General features: G+C 47.4%; 12 protein-coding genes. 5 read left to right on the top strand and 7 right to left on the bottom strand.

The window, feature by feature from the left end:
* The 5 genes from VNE01S_RS08390 (at position 1) to VNE01S_RS08410 (ending at position 8,487) form a co-directional block, all read left to right on the top strand.
* Complete coding sequence (locus VNE01S_RS08390; protein WP_053394158.1) at positions 1-1,722, top strand: glycoside hydrolase family 9 protein; 1,722 nt, start codon at positions 1-3, stop codon at positions 1,720-1,722.
* A 1-nt stretch (position 1,723) separates the two neighbouring features.
* Entirely contained in the window at positions 1,724-2,614 is an 891-nt protein-coding gene (locus VNE01S_RS08395) for a glucosamine kinase nucleotide-binding domain-containing protein (protein WP_053394159.1), read from the top strand.
* Positions 2,611-4,518, top strand: a complete 1,908-nt coding sequence (locus VNE01S_RS08400) for a beta-N-acetylhexosaminidase (RefSeq protein WP_053394160.1) — start codon at positions 2,611-2,613, stop codon at positions 4,516-4,518. The genes VNE01S_RS08395 and VNE01S_RS08400 overlap by 4 nt, the downstream gene beginning before the upstream one ends.
* 88 nt (positions 4,519-4,606) lie before the next feature.
* Entirely contained in the window at positions 4,607-7,015 is a 2,409-nt protein-coding gene (locus tag VNE01S_RS08405; protein WP_053394161.1) for a glycoside hydrolase family 94 protein, read from the top strand.
* Positions 7,016-7,074: 59 nt separating this feature from the next.
* Positions 7,075-8,487, top strand: a complete 1,413-nt coding sequence (locus VNE01S_RS08410; protein WP_053394162.1) for a phosphoglucomutase/phosphomannomutase family protein — start codon at positions 7,075-7,077, stop codon at positions 8,485-8,487.
* Between the two features lie 68 nt (positions 8,488-8,555).
* On the opposite strand, the gene VNE01S_RS08415 is transcribed toward VNE01S_RS08410, so the two are convergent.
* The 7 genes from VNE01S_RS08415 to acnB all read right to left on the bottom strand — a co-directional run bounded on the left by VNE01S_RS08415 (position 8,556) and on the right by acnB (position 17,437).
* Positions 8,556-9,587, bottom strand: a complete 1,032-nt coding sequence (locus tag VNE01S_RS08415) for an ABC transporter ATP-binding protein (protein ID WP_053394163.1) — start codon at positions 9,585-9,587, stop codon at positions 8,556-8,558.
* Positions 9,587-11,212 (bottom strand): ABC transporter permease, encoded by a 1,626-nt coding sequence (locus VNE01S_RS08420; protein WP_053394164.1) that lies wholly within the window; start codon positions 11,210-11,212, stop codon positions 9,587-9,589. The genes VNE01S_RS08415 and VNE01S_RS08420 overlap by 1 nt, the downstream gene beginning before the upstream one ends.
* Positions 11,213-11,392: 180 nt before the next feature.
* Positions 11,393-12,406, bottom strand: coding sequence for a Fe(3+) ABC transporter substrate-binding protein (locus VNE01S_RS08425; protein WP_053394165.1), 1,014 nt, complete (start codon positions 12,404-12,406; stop codon positions 11,393-11,395).
* A 154-nt stretch (positions 12,407-12,560) separates the two neighbouring features.
* The gene (amtB, locus tag VNE01S_RS08430) at positions 12,561-13,790 is read right to left on the bottom strand and encodes an ammonium transporter AmtB (RefSeq protein WP_053394166.1); all 1,230 of its coding nucleotides are present in this window, start codon (positions 13,788-13,790) and stop codon (positions 12,561-12,563) included.
* 26 nt (positions 13,791-13,816) lie between these two features.
* The gene (gene glnK / locus VNE01S_RS08435; RefSeq protein WP_053394167.1) at positions 13,817-14,155 is read right to left on the bottom strand and encodes a P-II family nitrogen regulator; all 339 of its coding nucleotides are present in this window, start codon (positions 14,153-14,155) and stop codon (positions 13,817-13,819) included.
* Positions 14,156-14,361: 206 nt separating this feature from the next.
* Positions 14,362-14,733 carry a YacL family protein gene (locus tag VNE01S_RS08440; protein WP_053394168.1) on the bottom strand — a complete coding sequence of 124 codons (372 nt, stop codon included), beginning with the start codon at positions 14,731-14,733 and terminating at the stop codon, positions 14,362-14,364.
* A gap of 106 nt (positions 14,734-14,839) precedes the next feature.
* Complete coding sequence (gene acnB, locus VNE01S_RS08445) at positions 14,840-17,437, bottom strand: bifunctional aconitate hydratase 2/2-methylisocitrate dehydratase (protein WP_053394169.1); 2,598 nt, start codon at positions 17,435-17,437, stop codon at positions 14,840-14,842.
* Positions 17,438-17,556 lie beyond the last annotated feature (119 nt).

A 17,556-nucleotide genomic window follows, 5' to 3' on the forward strand; every position in this document is an offset into this window, starting at 1 on the left:
ATGCTGCTACTTACTAACCACATTGGTTATGAACCCCTTGGTCCCAAACAAGCTGTTCTGATGTCTGGGACATCGCACCTAAATACTTCCACTGCACTCTTAGTGTGTGCTGACAGCCATCAAACCGTCGCGAGCTTTGTTGTCGAAAATGGCGACAAAGTTGCAAATTGGCACCAAGGGCATTTTTTTCGCATTGATTTCTCCGAATATTCTGAACCTGGTACTTATTACCTACAAGTGGATTCATCCCAGTCTGAAACGTTCAAAATTGAACAAGGTTTATTGCTCAATGAAACACTCTCAGACGTTTTACATTACTTTAAATCGCAGCGCTGTGGCGGCCGATTTGATAAAAAAGATCACTCTGTCCCTGTTCTGGGAACAGAGACCTTTGTTGATGTTCATGGCGGCTGGTATGACGCTTCTGGTGATGTAAGCAAATACCTGAGTCACCTATCTTACGCAAATTACTTTAATCCACAGCAAACCCCAATGGTTGTGTGGAACATGCTTAAGAGTCTGGAAATAACCGCTGACAACGAGCAAGTTCCCACAAATACCAAAGTGCGATTGCTTGAAGAAGCTCTCTATGGCGCGGACTTTTTAATCCGCATGCAAAACGAGCAGGGATTCTTTTATGTGACTGTATTTGACAAATGGTCAAAAGACATTGAGCAACGCGAAATCTGCGCTTACGCGACTCAAGACGGCCATAAATCCAATAATTATCAAGCTGGATTACGCCAAGGCGGCGGTGCTGCAATCGCAGCGTTGGCGGCCGCGGCTCGCCAGGCTGAATGTGGTGAGTTCTCACAAAGTGAATACTTAGCGGCAGCGGAAAAAGGTTACTGGCACCTGCGTGAGTGTAATCATCAATACCTTGATGACGGTGAAGAAAATATCATTGATGAATACTGTGCGCTACTGGCTTGTGTCGAACTGTCTCAAACCACACAAAACAGTGATTACTTAACGGAAAGCCGTTACTGGGCAGAGAAACTGCAGCAACGTCAAATGAGCGATGACGCGTTTAAACACTACTGGTCTGCAACCTCTGATGGCGCTCGCCCGTATTATCACGCGGCAGAAGCTGGACTACCAGTAATTGCACTGTGCAATTACTTAGACATAGAAGAGGACGAGCAACACGCGGCAAAAGTTATAAGCGTAGTGAACAAGGCGTTAGAGTTTGAACTCTCCATTACGCACGCGAAGGCAAACCCATTTGGTTATCCGCGCCAATACGTTAAACCCATCAATGGCGCTAAAAGAGACGCGTTTTTTGTCGCTCATGACAACGAAACAGGGTATTGGTGGCAAGGCGAAAATGCACGTTTGGGCTCCTTAAGTACCATGGCGCTGTTCGCCCTTCCTCATCTACAAGAGACACAACTCAAAGAGCAAGCTTTAGCATTCGCACACAATGCCCTGAACTGGATTTTAGGCCTGAACCCGTACCACATGTGCATGCTTGATGGGCATGGACATAACAACCCAGACTATCTGCCACACTTAGGCTTCTTTAATGCTAAAGGCGGCGTTTGCAACGGCATCACTGGTGGCTTCGAAGATGAAAATGACATCGCATTTAATCCTCCTGAGCACAAAGATGACATGCTACAAAACTGGCGCTGGGGCGAACAATGGATCCCCCATGGCGCTTGGTATCTGCTAGCCATCGTTGCTCAGTTCCACCATTTCAACGGACGCAAGGAGGACTAATATGACACTTTACTATGTGGGTATCGACGGAGGTGGCACATCTTGCCGCGCTCGTATTCGTGATGAACAAGGCAATTTTATCGGTGAGGCGAAAAGTGGCAGTGCGAACATTATGCTCGGCGCAGACGTTGCGATGAAATCGATTGTAGACGCAATCACACAAGCCGCCCTTCAGGGAGGGTTATCATCCAAAGACTTTTCCGAAATGCATATTGGCTTAGCTCTCGCTGGTGCAGAACATAAATCATCGTGGCAAACATTTATGGCTTTGCCCCATCCGTTTGCCTCTATGGTCTTAAATACCGATGCGTACGGTGCGTGTGTCGGCGCTCACAACGGTGATGATGGGGCCATCATGATCGCAGGAACAGGATCTTGTGGCATTTATTTAACCAATGGTGAGCAACATGTTGTGGGAGGCAGAGAGTTCCCTATTTCGGATCAAGGTGGTGGCGCCGTCATGGGCTTACGCCTAGTACAGCAAGTCCTTCTCGCTGAAGATGGCATCATCGATAAAACCCCACTCTGCACCCATGTCATGGCACATTTCAACCACGATGTTGACCAAGTCGTTGAATGGTCAAAAACCGCCTTACCACGAGACTATGGTCAGTTTTCACCCGCAATTTTTGAACATGCAGCGCAAGGCGATAGCCTCGCCATCTCTATGCTGAAACAAACGGCATCCGACGTAGAAATGTTCTTACTTGCCCTTAATCGAAAAGGGGCCACGCGCATTTGCCTGATGGGCAGCATCGCCGAACGCATCTTAAAATGGCTCTCTCCACCGGTTCAAAATTGGGTAGTCGAGCCGCAATTTGACGCGATTGAAGGCGCATTAATGTTTGCTGGCAAGCCAGAGCACAACCTCTACGGAAGGAACATCTCATGAGTTTTCGTGTTGAATTAGCCGTATTATCAGAGCACAAACACTATTGTCGCTTTGGCCTCACTATCCACAACCTAACAGAGCAAGATCTGGCGAATTGGCAACTGCAATTTATCACGGATCGCTATATCCAACCGGATAGCTTCAGCAAAGGTAGCATTCACCAAATCGGCAGTTTCTGCACGGTTACACCCGACGAAAGCGTACTAAAAGCGAATCAGCATTATTACTGTGAATTCAGTATTGGCAACGCACCACTTCGCTTTTACTCCGACGGGTTAAAAGACGCGCTCATTCTGGCAGAAGGCAAAGCGATCACCTCCCCCGTGATCTTAACCCCCATAGCACTTGCGTCACCATACAAAGAGCGTACCGAATTACCGAATGTTGACGCGAGTCGACTCGCCTTGATACCGAAGCCTAATCATACGGAGCTGCGAGACGGCCATTTCAATATCTCAGCATCAAGCCAAATTACATTGCAGGCCGCACTAGCGGAAAAAGCCGCAACGTGGTTACAAGAAGAGCTGGTAAACCTATTTGCTTTCACAAGTAAAGCTATCGGCCAGAGTGACATTCTATTTCGCAACAATCCAACCTTGGATGAAGGCGCGTATCATCTGACCGTTTCCAGCTCAGGCATCCGCCTGGAGGCCGCATCGAGCGTAGGCTTTGTGCACGCGAGTGCGACTTTGCTGCAACTGATCCAACGTGAGAACGATTCACTAGTCGTGCCTTACATCAAAATCACTGATAGCCCGCGCTTTAAGTATCGAGGAATGATGCTCGACTGCGCGCGACATTTTCACCCAGTGGAGCAAGTGAAACGCTTAGTCAACCAATTGGCCCATTACAAATTCAATACTTTTCATTGGCATTTAACCGATGATGAAGGTTGGCGCATAGAGATCAAAGCGTTTCCACAACTGACCAAAATCGGTGCTTACCGTGGTACTGGCACCTCATTGGAGCCGCAATACAGTCATTTAAATAGTGTTTACGGTGGGTTCTATTCTCAGGATCACGTGAGAGAGGTCATCGCCTATGCTCACGAGCGAGGCATCAACGTTATTCCAGAAATCGACATCCCAGGCCACTGCCGCGCCGCGATAAAGTCGTTACCAGAGCTGCTCCAAGACCCGCAAGACGCATCACAATATCGCAGTATTCAACACTACAACGACAATATTCTCTCTCCTGCTTTGCCTGGAACGTATGAGTTTCTCGATAAAGTACTCGAGGAAGTCGCTGAACTCTTCCCGTCTAAATGGGTGCATATCGGTGCGGATGAAGTGCCCGATGGCGTTTGGGTTGAAAGCCCGTCATGCCAGCAATTAATGAAGCAACACGGTTACCAAACCGCTAAAGAGTTGCAAGGGCACCTACTGCGTTACGCCGAGAAAAAACTACGTTCACTCGGTAAGCGCATGGTCGGCTGGGAAGAAGCGCAGCATGGCAATAAAGTCAGTAAGGATACCGTTATCTACTCTTGGCTAAGCGAAGAGGCGGCTCTGAATTGTGCTAAGCAAGGCTTTGATGTGATCCTTCAACCAGGTCAATCGACTTATTTGGATATGACCCAAGATTACGCACCAGAAGAACCAGGCGTCGATTGGGCAGCAGTGATTCCGCTAGAACAGGCCTATCAGTATGAACCGCTCGCTGACATTCCTGATACAGACCCAATTCGAAAGCGAATCTTAGGCATCCAATGTGCCCTCTGGAGTGAAATCATCCTGACACAACCACGCATGGATTACATGGTATTCCCGCGCCTAACCGCGATGGCAGAAGCCTGCTGGACGGAAAAAACGCATCGTAACTGGAAAGATTATCTGTCTCGATTGAAAGGCCACTTGCCACTCCTCGACAAGCAAGGCATTCAATACAGACAACCTTGGAAATAACACGTGGCCAATGAGCAACTTATTTAAAGTTTTCACTAGCTTAAAATTTTGGCTACCAATGTGGTAGCTTGGTAAAAAGGAAATTAACATGAAATACGGCTATTTCGATAACGACAATCGCGAATACGTCATCACTCGCCCAGACGTTCCTGCGCCATGGACCAACTACTTAGGCACAGAAAAATTCTGTACTGTTATCTCTCACAATGCAGGGGGATATTCGTTCTACAATTCTCCTGAATATAACCGTGTTACTAAGTTCCGTCCGAACGCGACATTAGACCGCCCGGGACATTATGTTTACCTGCGTGATGACGAAACGGGTGACTACTGGTCAATCTCATGGCAGCCAGTAGCAAAAAGCCTAGACGAAGCAAACTACGAAGTTCGTCATGGCTTGTCTTACTCTAAATTCAAGTGTGAATACAGCGGTATTACCGCAACCAAAACGCTGTTCGTACCAAAAGGCGAAGATGCCGAAGTATGGGACGTGGTGATCAAGAACACCTCGGACAAACCACGTACCATAAGTGCTTTCTCATTCGTTGAGTTCTCGTTCAGCCACATTCAATCCGACAACCAAAACCATCAGATGTCTTTGTACTCGGCGGGTACAGCATACAAAGAGGGCGTGATTGAATACGACTTGTATTACAACACCAACGACTTCGAAGGTTTCTACTACCTGGCGTCAACGTTTGACCCAGATTCATACGACGGCCAACGCGATAGCTTCCTAGGCCTATACCGTGATGAAGCCAACCCACTAGCGGTAGAGCAAGGTAAGTGTTTCAACACCGCGCAAACTTGTTACAACCACTGCGGCTCTCTACACAAACAATTCACTATCCAACCAGGTGAAGAAGTTCGCTTCGCATACATCCTAGGTATCGGTAAAGGCAACGGTGAGCGTCTACGTGCGAAATACCAAGATCTCGCAGAAGTAGACAACGCGTTCGCGGGTATCAAAGCACACTGGGATGAGCGTTGTGGCAAATTCCAAGTGAAATCGCCAAACGAAGGTCTAGACACCATGATCAACGCTTGGACACTATACCAAGCAGAAACCTGTGTGGTTTGGTCTCGCTTTGCATCTTTCATCGAAGTGGGTGGTCGTACTGGTCTGGGTTACCGCGATACGGCGCAAGACGCGATTTCCGTACCGCACGCAAACCCAGCGATGACACGTAAGCGCATCGTTGACCTCCTACGTGGTCAAGTGAAAGCGGGTTACGGTCTGCACCTATTCGATCCAGATTGGTTCGATCCAGAGAAAGCAGACGTTAAACCGTCTAAATCTCCAACCGTTGTGCCAACACCATCGGATGAAGATAAGATCCACGGTATCGAAGATACTTGTTCTGATGACCACTTATGGCTCGTACCGACCATCTGTAAGTACGTGATGGAAACCGGCGAACACAGCTTCTTCGATGAAGTGTTCCCGTACGCAGATGGCAGCGATGCAACGGTTTATGACCATATGAAAGCCGCGCTCGATTTCTCGGCTGAATACGTGGGTCAAACAGGTATCTGTAAAGGCCTGCGTGCGGACTGGAACGACTGCCTCAACCTAGGTGGTGGCGAATCTTCAATGGTGTCTTTCCTACACTTCTGGGCACTGCAAGAATTCATTGACCTAGCCAAGTACCTAGGCAAAGAAGCTGACGTTGAGAAATACACGGTGATGGCTGCCAACGTACGTGAAGCGTGTGAAACGCACCTTTGGGACGAAGAAGGTGGCTGGTACATCCGTGGTCTAACAAAGAATGGCGACAAGATCGGTACAGCGCAACAAACAGAAGGCCGAGTCCACCTAGAGTCAAACACACTCGCGGTACTGTCTGGTGCGGTATCTCAAGAGCGCGGTGAGAAAGCAATGGATGCGGTCGATGAGAACCTATTCTCTGAGTACGGCCTGCACCTGAACTCACCATCATTCGCAACACCAAATGATGATATCGGCTTCGTAACGCGTGTATACCAAGGCGTAAAAGAAAACGGCGCGATCTTCTCGCATCCAAACCCATGGGCTTGGGTAGCAGAAGCGAAATTGGGCCGTGGTGACCGCGCGATGAAGTTCTACGACGCACTGAACCCATACAACCAAAACGACATCATCGAAAAACGTGTCGCCGAACCTTACTCATACGTACAGTTCATCATGGGCCGTGACCATCAAGACCATGGTCGTGCCAACCACCCATGGTTAACCGGTACATCGGGTTGGGCTTACTTTGCGGTGACTAACTTTATTCTGGGTGTACGTACTGGTTTCGATGGTCTAACTATCGACCCATGTATCCCAACTGACTGGCCAGGTTTTGAAGTAACTCGCCAATGGCTAGGGGCGACGTACAACATCAAAGTAGAGAACCCGAATTCCGTCAGTAAAGGCGTGAAATCTATCACTCTGAACGGCGAAGCTATCACTGGCGCATCAGTGCCAGTTCAAGCGGAAGGCAGCGTTAACAACGTGGTCGTCACCCTAGGTTAATGACCTATCTGGGAGCCTGTCATCGATAGGCTCCTAATTTGAGTTAAGGATTATTTATTATGATCAAATTCGGAACAGGTGGCTGGCGCGCCTTTATTGGTGAAGAATTTACTAAAGATAACGTTCGTCTTGTCGCTCAGGCAGTCGCCAACATCATCAATGCCGAGAATGTGGCCGATAAAGGATTTGTCATCGGTTATGACCGCCGCTTCCTATCAGATAAAGCGGGGCGTTGGTTTGCTGAAGTATTAGCCGCAAATGGGGTTACGGTCAGCTTTATCGATAAGTTTGTCCCAACCCCTATCGTCATGTTCAAAGCAAAAGAGATGGGCTGCGCGTATTCAGCGTGTATCACTGCCTCGCACAACCCTGCCGATTACAACGGTGTGAAAATTTTCATCGAAGGTGGTCGTGACGCAGATGAAGTGATCACACAAAAAGTTGAAGACCAAATTTCGGTGCTAACGGCCGATAACGTGAACAGTGTTGACTTTGAACAAGCGGTGGCCGACAAGCTAATCGAAGTGATCAACCCAATGAACGAATTTGTTGATTCAATCATCGACTTTATCGACATTGAGGCGATCAAGAAAGCCAACTTGCGCGTACTGATTGACCCAATGTTTGGTGTAGCAAAAAACGCACTACAAACGGTATTAATTAACGGTCGTTGTGATGTGGACGTGATCAACGATGGTAAAAATCCAGATTTTGGTGGCTTAATGCCGTCGCCAAGCGCTGCGACACTTTACCGTTTGATGCACCTAGTGGAAGAGCAAGGCTACGACATCGGTATTGGTACCGATGGTGATGCGGACCGACTCGGTATCATCGATGAAAAAGGCCATTTCATCCATCCAAATGAAGTGCTGATCCTGCTGTATTACTACTTACTTGAATACAAAGGCTGGTCTGGCTCTGTGGTACGCAATATCGCCACGACCCACCTACTCGACAAGATCGCAACTGACCATGGCGAAAAGTGCTTTGAAGTCCCTGTTGGCTTTAAACACATTAGCTCACAGATGGAAGCAGATGACTCATTGATCGGCGGAGAAAGTTCTGGCGGTTTAACCATTCGTGGACACATCAAAGGCAAAGATGGCGTCTTTGCCTCAAGCCTATTAGTGGAAATGATTTCTGTCACAGGTAAAAAGCTTTCTGAACTCTTAGATGAGATCTATGCCAAGTACGGTTATGCCTATATGGCGGAAGGGGACTGCAAGTTTAAACCCGCACAAAAAGAGATTCTGCACAACCGTATCTACGTTGAGAAACAATTGCCAGATTTTGAGTTTGAGATCGAAAAAGTCAGCTACGATGATGGCGCTAAAGTGTATTTCAACAATGGCGGCTGGATTATCGCGAGGTTCTCTGGGACGGAACCGTTACTGCGTATTTTCGCAGAAATGGAAGACAAAGAAACCGCTGAGCACGTGGTGCAACAATTCAAGGACTTCTTACAACTCTGAGTTTGCTAACAACCACCTAACTCCGTAGGTGGCTATCATTTGCCCAGCATCCGCTGGGCTTTTTTTTATCAGAAAGCCAGTACGCCTTGGGTATCAACTTTTACCGACACCATTTGCCCAATAGACAGTGGCTCTGACGAGCTTGCCAGTAAGTGGCTGCCACCCGCATCCACCACATAACGGCAGTGATCACCCATAAACTGCTGCTCTAGCACGACGACACTGCTTTCTTCCGCTGCGCTGATCTGTACGTGCTGTGGTCGAAGTAATAGCTCACATTGCGCTTCCACGTCAATACTCTGCTGAGCCTTGGCTTCTATCAGGCCCAATTCCGTTTCAAATTCAGATTCAGACACTCGTTTGGCAGTCAGGTAGCTCCCTCCTCCCAAGAAATCAGCAACAAACTTACTCGATGGCTGGTAGTAGAGTTCACTGGCCGTACCGTATTGCTCAATCACGCCGTGGTTCATTACCGCCATTTTATCGGCAAAGGCAAACGCTTCTTCTCGGCTGTGGGTAACGAAAATCGCCGTCACGCCCTGCTTTTTAAAAATCTTACGGATTTCGGCAATCAGCTCATGGCGCACTTGAGTATCAATATTGGAGAAAGGTTCGTCGAGAAGAAGCAAATCCGGTTTATAAGCAAGTGAGCGGGCAATCGCGACACGCTGCTGTTGGCCACCGGACAGCTGGTGCGGGTAACGATCAGCAAAGTCTTGCAGGTGAACAAGCTCCAGCATTTCGAGCACCTTCGCTTTTTTCTCTTCTGCCGTCATCGCTTTCAACCCAAACGACACGTTTTGCTCTACCGTCAAATGAGGGAATAACGCGTAATCTTGGAAGATCATGCCAATATTGCGCTGCTCTGGCGGCGTCCAGTTTTCACCATCATCAATCGTCATACAATTAAGACTCATCGTGCCCGAGCTTAATGGTAGTAGGCCAGCGATCGCTTTCAGTAACGTTGTTTTGCCACAGCCGCTCGCGCCAAGCAGACAAACAATTTCACCGTGCTCGACTTCCAATGACAACGACTCCAGAACCGTAGTCTGAGGGTCATACTTACAAGTCAGATTTTGGATAGATAGTGCGCAGCTCATTAGTGTGAATGCTCCAGTGAACGGTTGATGAGAACCAAAGGAATTAGACCGACTAAAACCAGTAAAACAGCAGGAAGAGCCGCCAGCTCTAAATGCTCATCAGAGGCAAAGTTGTAGACATAAGTCGCCAGTGTTTCAAAGTTAAACGGTCTCAGTAAGAGCGCCGCATTGAGCTCTTTCATGGACTCGATAAACACCAGAAGCCCAGCAATTAAGGCGCCGCGACGAACAAGGGGAAAGTGGACTCGCCACAGCATTTGGTTCGAATTGCACCCCATGGTACGAGATGCCATATCTAATGACGGTGAAATCTTACCTAAACTACTCTCAATACTGCCGATCGCGACAGCAGAGAATCGCACCACCATGGCGAAGATAATTGCGAACATGGATCCTGAAAAGATAAGACCGGGCCGACCCCACTCCATTGCTTTGGCTATATCGTTGACCATGTGGTCCATGAACAGCACAGGCACCATCACACCAATCGCTAACACCGTGCCTGGTACCGCATAACCCATTGATGCTAACCTCATGAACGCCAAACTCTGACGGCCAGGATTTACTCGCTGGCAGAAGTTAACCAACAACGCCACCGCCACGCCAATAATGGCAGCAGTGATAGAAACATAAAGGCTATTTAAGGCAAATTCACGGAACTCACTGGTCCAACTTTGCGCAAAGTACTTATAGGCATAAATCAATAACTGTCCAAGCGGGAAGATAAACGCGATACAAACCAGTCCCCAACACCAAGTCAGCGCTAGCCATTTCTTCCAGCCTTGAAGTTCATAGCGAAAATCTTCACGGCTACTGAACTGGTTTTGGAATAGTTTTTGTCTTCTGCGGCTATAACGTTCAGCGCTCAACAGCAAGATAACGATCACCAACATAATGGCTGAGATCTTGGCTGCTGCGGTTAAACTGGAATAGCCAAGCCAAGTGTCATAGACCGCCGTTGTCAGCGTATTTACTGCAAAGTAACTCACCGTGCCAAAGTCGCCGACCGTTTCCATAGCGACAAGCGATAAACCAACAGCAATGGATGGACGTGCTAAAGGTAGCGAGATACGACGGAAACTTTCCCAAGGCGAGCACTTTAAAAGACGGGCGGATTGCAGCAAAGAGACATTTTGCTCCATGAAAGCGGCACGACCCAGCAGGTAAACATAAGGATACAACACCAAGGACAAAACAAACGTCGCTCCGGCGAGTGTCCGAATATCAGGGAACCAATACTCACCGGGGCCCCAACCTGTGACATCGCGCAAGAACACTTGTACAGGGCCAGCAAAGTCAAACCAGTCGGTAAAAATGTACCCTACGATATAGCCTGGCATCGCCAACGGTAATACGAGAGCCCACTGTAAGATCTTCTCACTCGGTAAGCGACACATCGCCATGATCCACGCCGAAGGAATCCCGATCACCAAAGACAGCACCATAGTGCCGAGTACCAAAAGTATGGTGTTATAGGTATAAGTGGGTAACACTGTCGACATCAAATGTGCGAAGAGATCGTCTGTTTCACCGACAGCGGTAATAAATATCGCTAAGATCGGTAAAACCAGTAGCAAAGCAAGTGCTCCACTACTGGTTTTCCATAAATAATTCTTTTCTTTCATCGCCTAATTACAGCCAGGCTGAGTGAGAGATAAATGCATTTGCAAATACATCTCATATCCTTTCCATCGTTTAGGGTAGTTATACTCTTATAAACAAACAACCTCAAGTTACCCTGACAAAAGAGCGACTTGAGGCTGTAATTTATCATCGGTAATCAGCTTACCGATTGATACTAACGATTAAAGGTCGAATTTAACTTCGTCTAGCAGTTTGATTGCTGCTTCGTGGTGACCTGCAATTTCATCTAGAGAAACTGTATCCGCTTTGAAGTCACCCCAAGATGCAACTAGTTCAGAACGCTTCACGCCTTCTTTCACTGGGTACTCAAAGTTTACTTCTGCGTACATGCTTTGTGCTTTGTCGCCCGATAGGAATTCCATCAGTTTAAGCGCGTTCTCTTTGTTTGGCGCGTACTTCGCCATCGCCATACCAGAGATATTTACGTGCGTACCCGTAGTTTTCTGGTTCGGGAAGTTGATGTAAACCGCGTCTGCCCATGCTTTTTGCTCGGCATCGTTTACCATCTTACCTAGGTAGTAGCTGTTACCCAGAGAAACGTCACATAGACCTTCTTTGATTGCTTTAACCTGAGCACGGTCGTTACCTTGAGGTTTGCGAGCAAGGTTCGCTTTCACGCCTTCCAACCATTCTTTAGTTTCTGCTTCACCTTTGTGAGCAATCATTGAAGAAACTAGAGATACGTTGTAAGGATGCTTACCACTACGAGTACAGATCTTGCCTTTGAATTCTGGTTTAGCAAGATCATCATAAGTGAAGTCTTCACCCAATTTACCTACACGGTCACGAGATGAGTAAACACTACGAGTACGAGTTGTTAGGGCAAACCACTCGTTTTCTGCATCTTGGTACTGAGCTGGAATGTTTTGCTCAAGTACAGCGCTTTCTACTGATTGAACAACGTCTTTTTTCGTTAGCTCAGCAAGACGGCTGATGTCCACGGTAAGAACAACGTCAGCAGGGCTGTACTCACCTTCTTGAGCTAGCTTTTCTGCAAGACCTTTTTTAGCAAACTTAACGTTTACTTTAATACCAGTCTCTTTCGTGAACTCGTTGAACATAGGCTCAACCAAGAATGGTTGACGGTATGAGTATACGTTCACTTCTTCAGCGGCCATAGCGGTTGGAGCAAGTGTTGCACACGCTAAAGCAGAAAGAGTTAGCACTTTTTTCATGGGTCAGTCCTTTATGTATTCGTAATGATAACGTTTATCAGTTGCGTTATTATATGCATGACTATTTAGAAAACAATGAGCAAAAACAAAAAAAACTGCCAACATTAGCAGTTTTTTTCATTAACAATATGCAACCAATTGGTTCATCATTGACCTACTTCACAGTTACAAACTCTGGGTAAGCGCCTACTCCACAATCGTGCATATCCATTCCTTCCATTTCTTCGTCTTCAGATACTCGGATGCCAACTGTGTATTTTAACACTGCCCATACCGCTAGGCTTGCTGCAAATACCCAAGCGAAGATAACAGCCGCACCCAGTAGCTGAGCACCAAAGCTAGCATCAGCATTACTGATTGGCACAACCATTAGGCCAAAGAAGCCACACACACCGTGCACTGAGATAGCACCCACAGGATCGTCAATCTTCAGCTTATCAAGACCAATGATGCTAAACACAACCACTACCCCGGCAACGGCACCAATAGCAACTGAGTAAAGCGGTGATGGAGAAAGCGGGTCAGCAGTAATCGCCACTAGCCCAGCTAAAGCACCATTCAAAATCATGGTTAAATCGGCTTTACCCCACGTTGTTTTACACACAAATAAGGCTGCAATCGCGCCCGCTGCAGCGGCTGCATTGGTGTTAAGGAAGATTTGACCAACTGCGGTTGCGTTCTCAAAGTCAGACACCATTAGCTGAGAACCACCGTTAAAGCCGAACCAACCTAACCAAAGGATAAAGGTACCCAGTGTTGCAAGAGGCATGTTAGAGCCTGGGATTGGGTAGATTTCGCCATTTTTACCGTATTTACCTTTACGCGCACCAAGTAATAACACACCCGCGAGAGCCGCTGAAGCGCCAGCTAAATGCACAATACCCGAGCCTGCAAAGTCGCTAAAACCCGCTTCAGCTAGGAAGCCGCCGCCCCATGTCCAGTAACCTTCCATTGGATAGATAAAGGCGGTCAAAACCGCTGAAAAGATTAAGAAAGACCATAATTTCATACGCTCAGCGACCGCACCCGATACCACCGACATCGCGGTTGCTACAAACACAACTTGGAAGAAGAAATCTGATTCTAACGAGTGGTCTGCTCCTTCACTTTGGGTACCAATCAATGCACCAAAGGATGGCAACCAACCGCCTTCACCATTTCCAACATACATGATGTTGTAGCCCACGATGAGATAGGTCGTACAGGCGATAGCGTATAAGCAAAAGTTTTTCGTGAGGATCTCAGTGGTGTTCTTAGAACGTACTAAACCCGCTTCTAACATAGCGAACCCAGCCGCCATCCACATCACCAACGCACCTGAAATGAGAAAGAAGAAAGTATCCAGTGCGTATCTTAACTCTGTTACTGTAGTTGTTAATTCCATTGCTTTGTCTCCAGTCCTTTGAATTCTTAAAGCGCTTCTGCGTCCATTTCACCTGTACGGATTCGCACCGCTTGGCTCAGGTCGTAGACAAAAATTTTGCCGTCACCAATTTTTCCGGTCTGTGCCGCTTTGGTAATGGCTTCAATCACGTTGTCGACATTTTCCGCATGAGTAGCGATTTCCAGCTTCACCTTAGGGAGAAAGTCCACTTGGTACTCGGCACCGCGGTAGAGTTCCGTGTGTCCTTTTTGGCGTCCGAAGCCTTTCACCTCAGAAACGGTCATACCTTCTATACCCACATCCGCTAGTGCTTCGCGTACGTCGTCCAATTTAAACGGTTTGATAATCGCATTTACTAATTTCATCGCATCCTCTCTATGAAGCATTCGTCCTTTTACTTAATAGAATCCAAGGTGCGTGCCAATTATTTAAGTAATTGATAAATAAATATTTAGTGTTATTTTTAGCTGATAGAAACAAAAAGGGCGCACTATATTAGTGCGCCCTTTTCACAACATTAAGGCAAGCTTTGTGCCTCTCACCATCTCTGTGCAAGTAAAATAACTTTGCCCTATTTGGTGGTCAGAAACTCTTTCCACTGTTCGATCATCAACTCAAAATCTTCTAAGCCACAGCTAGCGGTACTTTCACTGTCATAGAAATCAAACTCGCTGTCAGAATCGAGCTCTGCGCCATGAGCAAGCACATTTTCTTGTACGACCACTTCGTCACCTTGAACATTCAGGGTGATCTCTTTGCCTTCAAGAATATGCTCATGCTGAGGCTCGCGTCTGGCTTTATCCAGAAGCTGATCTACTCGATCAATTTTGTTCCAGTCTTTGCCGATCTCTTCTTGCAACCAACGACCGACAATCTCGTGTCCCATACTCGATTTGACGTAATACTCACCCATGAGTGTATTTCTGATAAATTCGAATTCCATCGGACAACCACTTCAAAAAATCTAGCCCGAGAGTATATAGCGCAGCTTTCTAAAGCACAAAAAAAAGCGCCTGCCGAAGCAGACGCTTTATTACTCAATGTTTATCTTAAGCAGGCTCTTGGAAAATAACCGTATCCGCTTTCTTGGTGTACTGTTCCATTGTATGGAAGTTCAAGTAACGGTATGTGTCCGCTGCAGTTGCATTAATTTGCTCAGCGTACTCTAGGTACTCTTCTTTAGTTGGAATACGACCAAGAATTGCACCTACTGCCGCAAGTTCCGCAGAAGATAGGTAAACGTTCGCACCTGTACCCAGACGGTTCGGGAAGTTACGCGTTGAAGTCGACATGACTGTCGCTTTGTCTGCTACGCGCGCTTGGTTACCCATACATAGTGAACATCCTGGAGTTTCAATACGAACACCAGCACGGCCATAAATACCGTAGTAACCTTCTTCTGTTAGCTGATCGCGGTCCATCTTAGTTGGCGGAGCCACCCATAGACGCGTATCTAGCTGACCACCCCATTGCTCAAGCAGTTTACCTGCCGCGCGGAAATGACCGATGTTCGTCATACATGAACCGATGAATACCTCATCGATTTGTGTACCTTGCACGTCAGAAAGTAGGCGTGCATCATCTGGATCGTTTGGCGCACATAGAATTGGCTCGTTGATTTCCGCTAGGTCAATCTCGATCACGTGTGCGTATTCTGCATCCGCGTCTGCTTCCATCAGCTCTGGGTTATCCAGCCACTCTTGCATTGCCGTGATACGACGCTCGATAGTACGACGGTCACCGTAGCCTTCAGAGATCATCCACTTAAGCATAGTGATGTTCGAGTTTAGGTACTCTTCGATCGACTCTTGAGACAACTTAACCGTACAGCCTGCTGCTGAACGCTCTGCTGATGCATCTGACAATTCAAACGCTTGCTCAACCGTTAGGTGCTCAACACCTTCGATCTCTAGTACACGACCAGAGAATTCGTTGATCTTACCCGCTTTCTCAACCGTTAGTAGGCCTTGCTTGATACCGTAGTAAGGGATGGCATGTACTAGGTCACGTAGCGTGATACCCGGCTGCATTTCACCTTTAAAGCGAACCAAGATTGATTCTGGCATATCCAGTGGCATAACGCCTGTCGCGGCTGCGAATGCAACCAGACCAGAACCTGCTGGGAATGAAATACCGAGTGGGAAACGAGTATGCGAGTCACCACCTGTACCAACGGTATCAGGCAGAAGCATACGGTTTAGCCACGAGTGGATAACACCGTCACCCGGACGTAGAGAAACACCGCCACGGTTCATGATGAAATCAGGTAGCGTATGGTGCGTGTTTACATCAACTGGTTTAGGGTACGCAGACGTGTGACAGAAAGACTGCATCACTAGGTCTGCTGAGAAGCCAAGACACGCAAGGTCTTTAAGTTCATCACGCGTCATAGGACCCGTAGTATCCTGAGAACCAACCGTAGTCATCTTAGGCTCACAGTAAGTGCCCGGACGAACACCTTCTACGCCACATGCTTTACCCACCATCTTCTGCGCAAGCGAGTAACCTTTACCTGAGTCCGCAACGTCACCTGGCTTGCGGAAGATGTCTGTAGGCTCTAGACCTAGAGATTGGCGAGCTTTGTCTGTTAGGCCACGACCGATGATAAGCGGAATACGACCACCAGCACGTACTTCATCGATCAGTACGTCAGTTTTTAGTTTAAATTCAGCCAGCGTTTCGCCAGTTTCGTGGTTACATACTTTGCCTTCAAATGGGTAAACGTCGATCACGTCGCCCATGTTCAGCTTAGAGACGTCAACTTCGATTGGTAGCGCACCCGCGTCTTCCATTGTGTTGAAGAAGATAGGTGCAATCTTACCACCCAGTACGTAACCGCCAGCGCGTTTGTTTGGTACGTTAGGAATGTCATCACCCATGAACCAAAGCACTGAGTTGGTTGCAGACTTACGTGAAGAACCCGTACCAACAACATCACCCACATACACTAGCTGGTGACCTTTCGACTTAAGTTCTTCGATTTGCTTGATAGGGCCAATACTGCCTGGCTGATCTGGGTTAATACCATCACGCTCGTTTTTCAGCATTGCAAGTGCGTGAACTGGGATATCTGGACGCGACCAAGCATCTGGTGCTGGAGACAGGTCATCCGTGTTAGTCTCACCCGTTACCTTAAATACCGTCAGCGTAATTTTCTCTTGAAGCTCTGGTTTAGTTAGGAACCATTCAGCATCAGCCCACGATTGTAGTACTTGTTGTGCAAACGCATTTCCTGCTTTTGCTTTCTCTTCTACATCATAGAAAGCATCAAACATTAGCAGTGTGTGAGACAGCGCTTTAACTGAAATTGGGGCCAGAGACTCGTCATCGAGTAGCTCTACTAGTGGTTCAATATTGTAACCACCTTGCATGGTACCAAGTAGCTCAGCAGCCTTTTCGCGGCTCACTAGAGGCGAAGACACCTCACCTTTCGCTACTGCGGTCAAAAAGCCAGCTTTTACGTAAGCCGCTTCATCAACACCTGGTGGGATTCGGTTTTCTAGTAGGTCAAGAATAAATGCTTCTTCACCTTGAGGGGGATTTTTAAGAAGTTCTACGAGGCCAGCAACTTGCTCGGCATCGAGTGGTTTAGGAACAACTCCTTCAGCAGCACGCTCTTCGACGTGTTTACGGTAGGCTTCAAGCACGACTTTTTCCTCTCATTGCGGCTCCTCCCTTTTGTTGCTATTTAATCAAAGAATAAGGGAGTGAGCATCCTTGGAAACTTGGCTCTCCTTGCCATATTTTCATTCAATTTGAGTGAGAA

Origin of the sequence: Vibrio nereis NBRC 15637 (genome assembly GCF_001591105.1) — a bacterium.
GTDB lineage: Bacteria > Pseudomonadota > Gammaproteobacteria > Enterobacterales > Vibrionaceae > Vibrio > Vibrio nereis.

Excerpts from the sequence above, each read along its gene's own strand:
- VNE01S_RS08390 (WP_053394158.1), top strand. The coding sequence starts at position 1 with ATGCTGCTACTTACTAACCACATTGGTTATGAACCCCTTGGTCCCAAA.
- VNE01S_RS08415 (WP_053394163.1), bottom strand. The coding sequence starts at position 9,587 with ATGAGCTGCGCACTATCTATCCAAAATCTGACTTGTAAGTATGACCCT.
- VNE01S_RS08420 (WP_053394164.1), bottom strand. The coding sequence starts at position 11,212 with ATGAAAGAAAAGAATTATTTATGGAAAACCAGTAGTGGAGCACTTGCT.
- amtB (WP_053394166.1), bottom strand. The coding sequence starts at position 13,790 with ATGGAATTAACAACTACAGTAACAGAGTTAAGATACGCACTGGATACT.
- VNE01S_RS08400 (WP_053394160.1), top strand. The coding sequence starts at position 2,611 with ATGAGTTTTCGTGTTGAATTAGCCGTATTATCAGAGCACAAACACTAT.
- glnK (WP_053394167.1), bottom strand. The coding sequence starts at position 14,155 with ATGAAATTAGTAAATGCGATTATCAAACCGTTTAAATTGGACGACGTA.
- VNE01S_RS08425 (WP_053394165.1), bottom strand. The coding sequence starts at position 12,406 with ATGAAAAAAGTGCTAACTCTTTCTGCTTTAGCGTGTGCAACACTTGCT.
- VNE01S_RS08395 (WP_053394159.1), top strand. The coding sequence starts at position 1,724 with ATGACACTTTACTATGTGGGTATCGACGGAGGTGGCACATCTTGCCGC.
- VNE01S_RS08405 (WP_053394161.1), top strand. The coding sequence starts at position 4,607 with ATGAAATACGGCTATTTCGATAACGACAATCGCGAATACGTCATCACT.
- VNE01S_RS08410 (WP_053394162.1), top strand. The coding sequence starts at position 7,075 with ATGATCAAATTCGGAACAGGTGGCTGGCGCGCCTTTATTGGTGAAGAA.
- VNE01S_RS08440 (WP_053394168.1), bottom strand. The coding sequence starts at position 14,733 with ATGGAATTCGAATTTATCAGAAATACACTCATGGGTGAGTATTACGTC.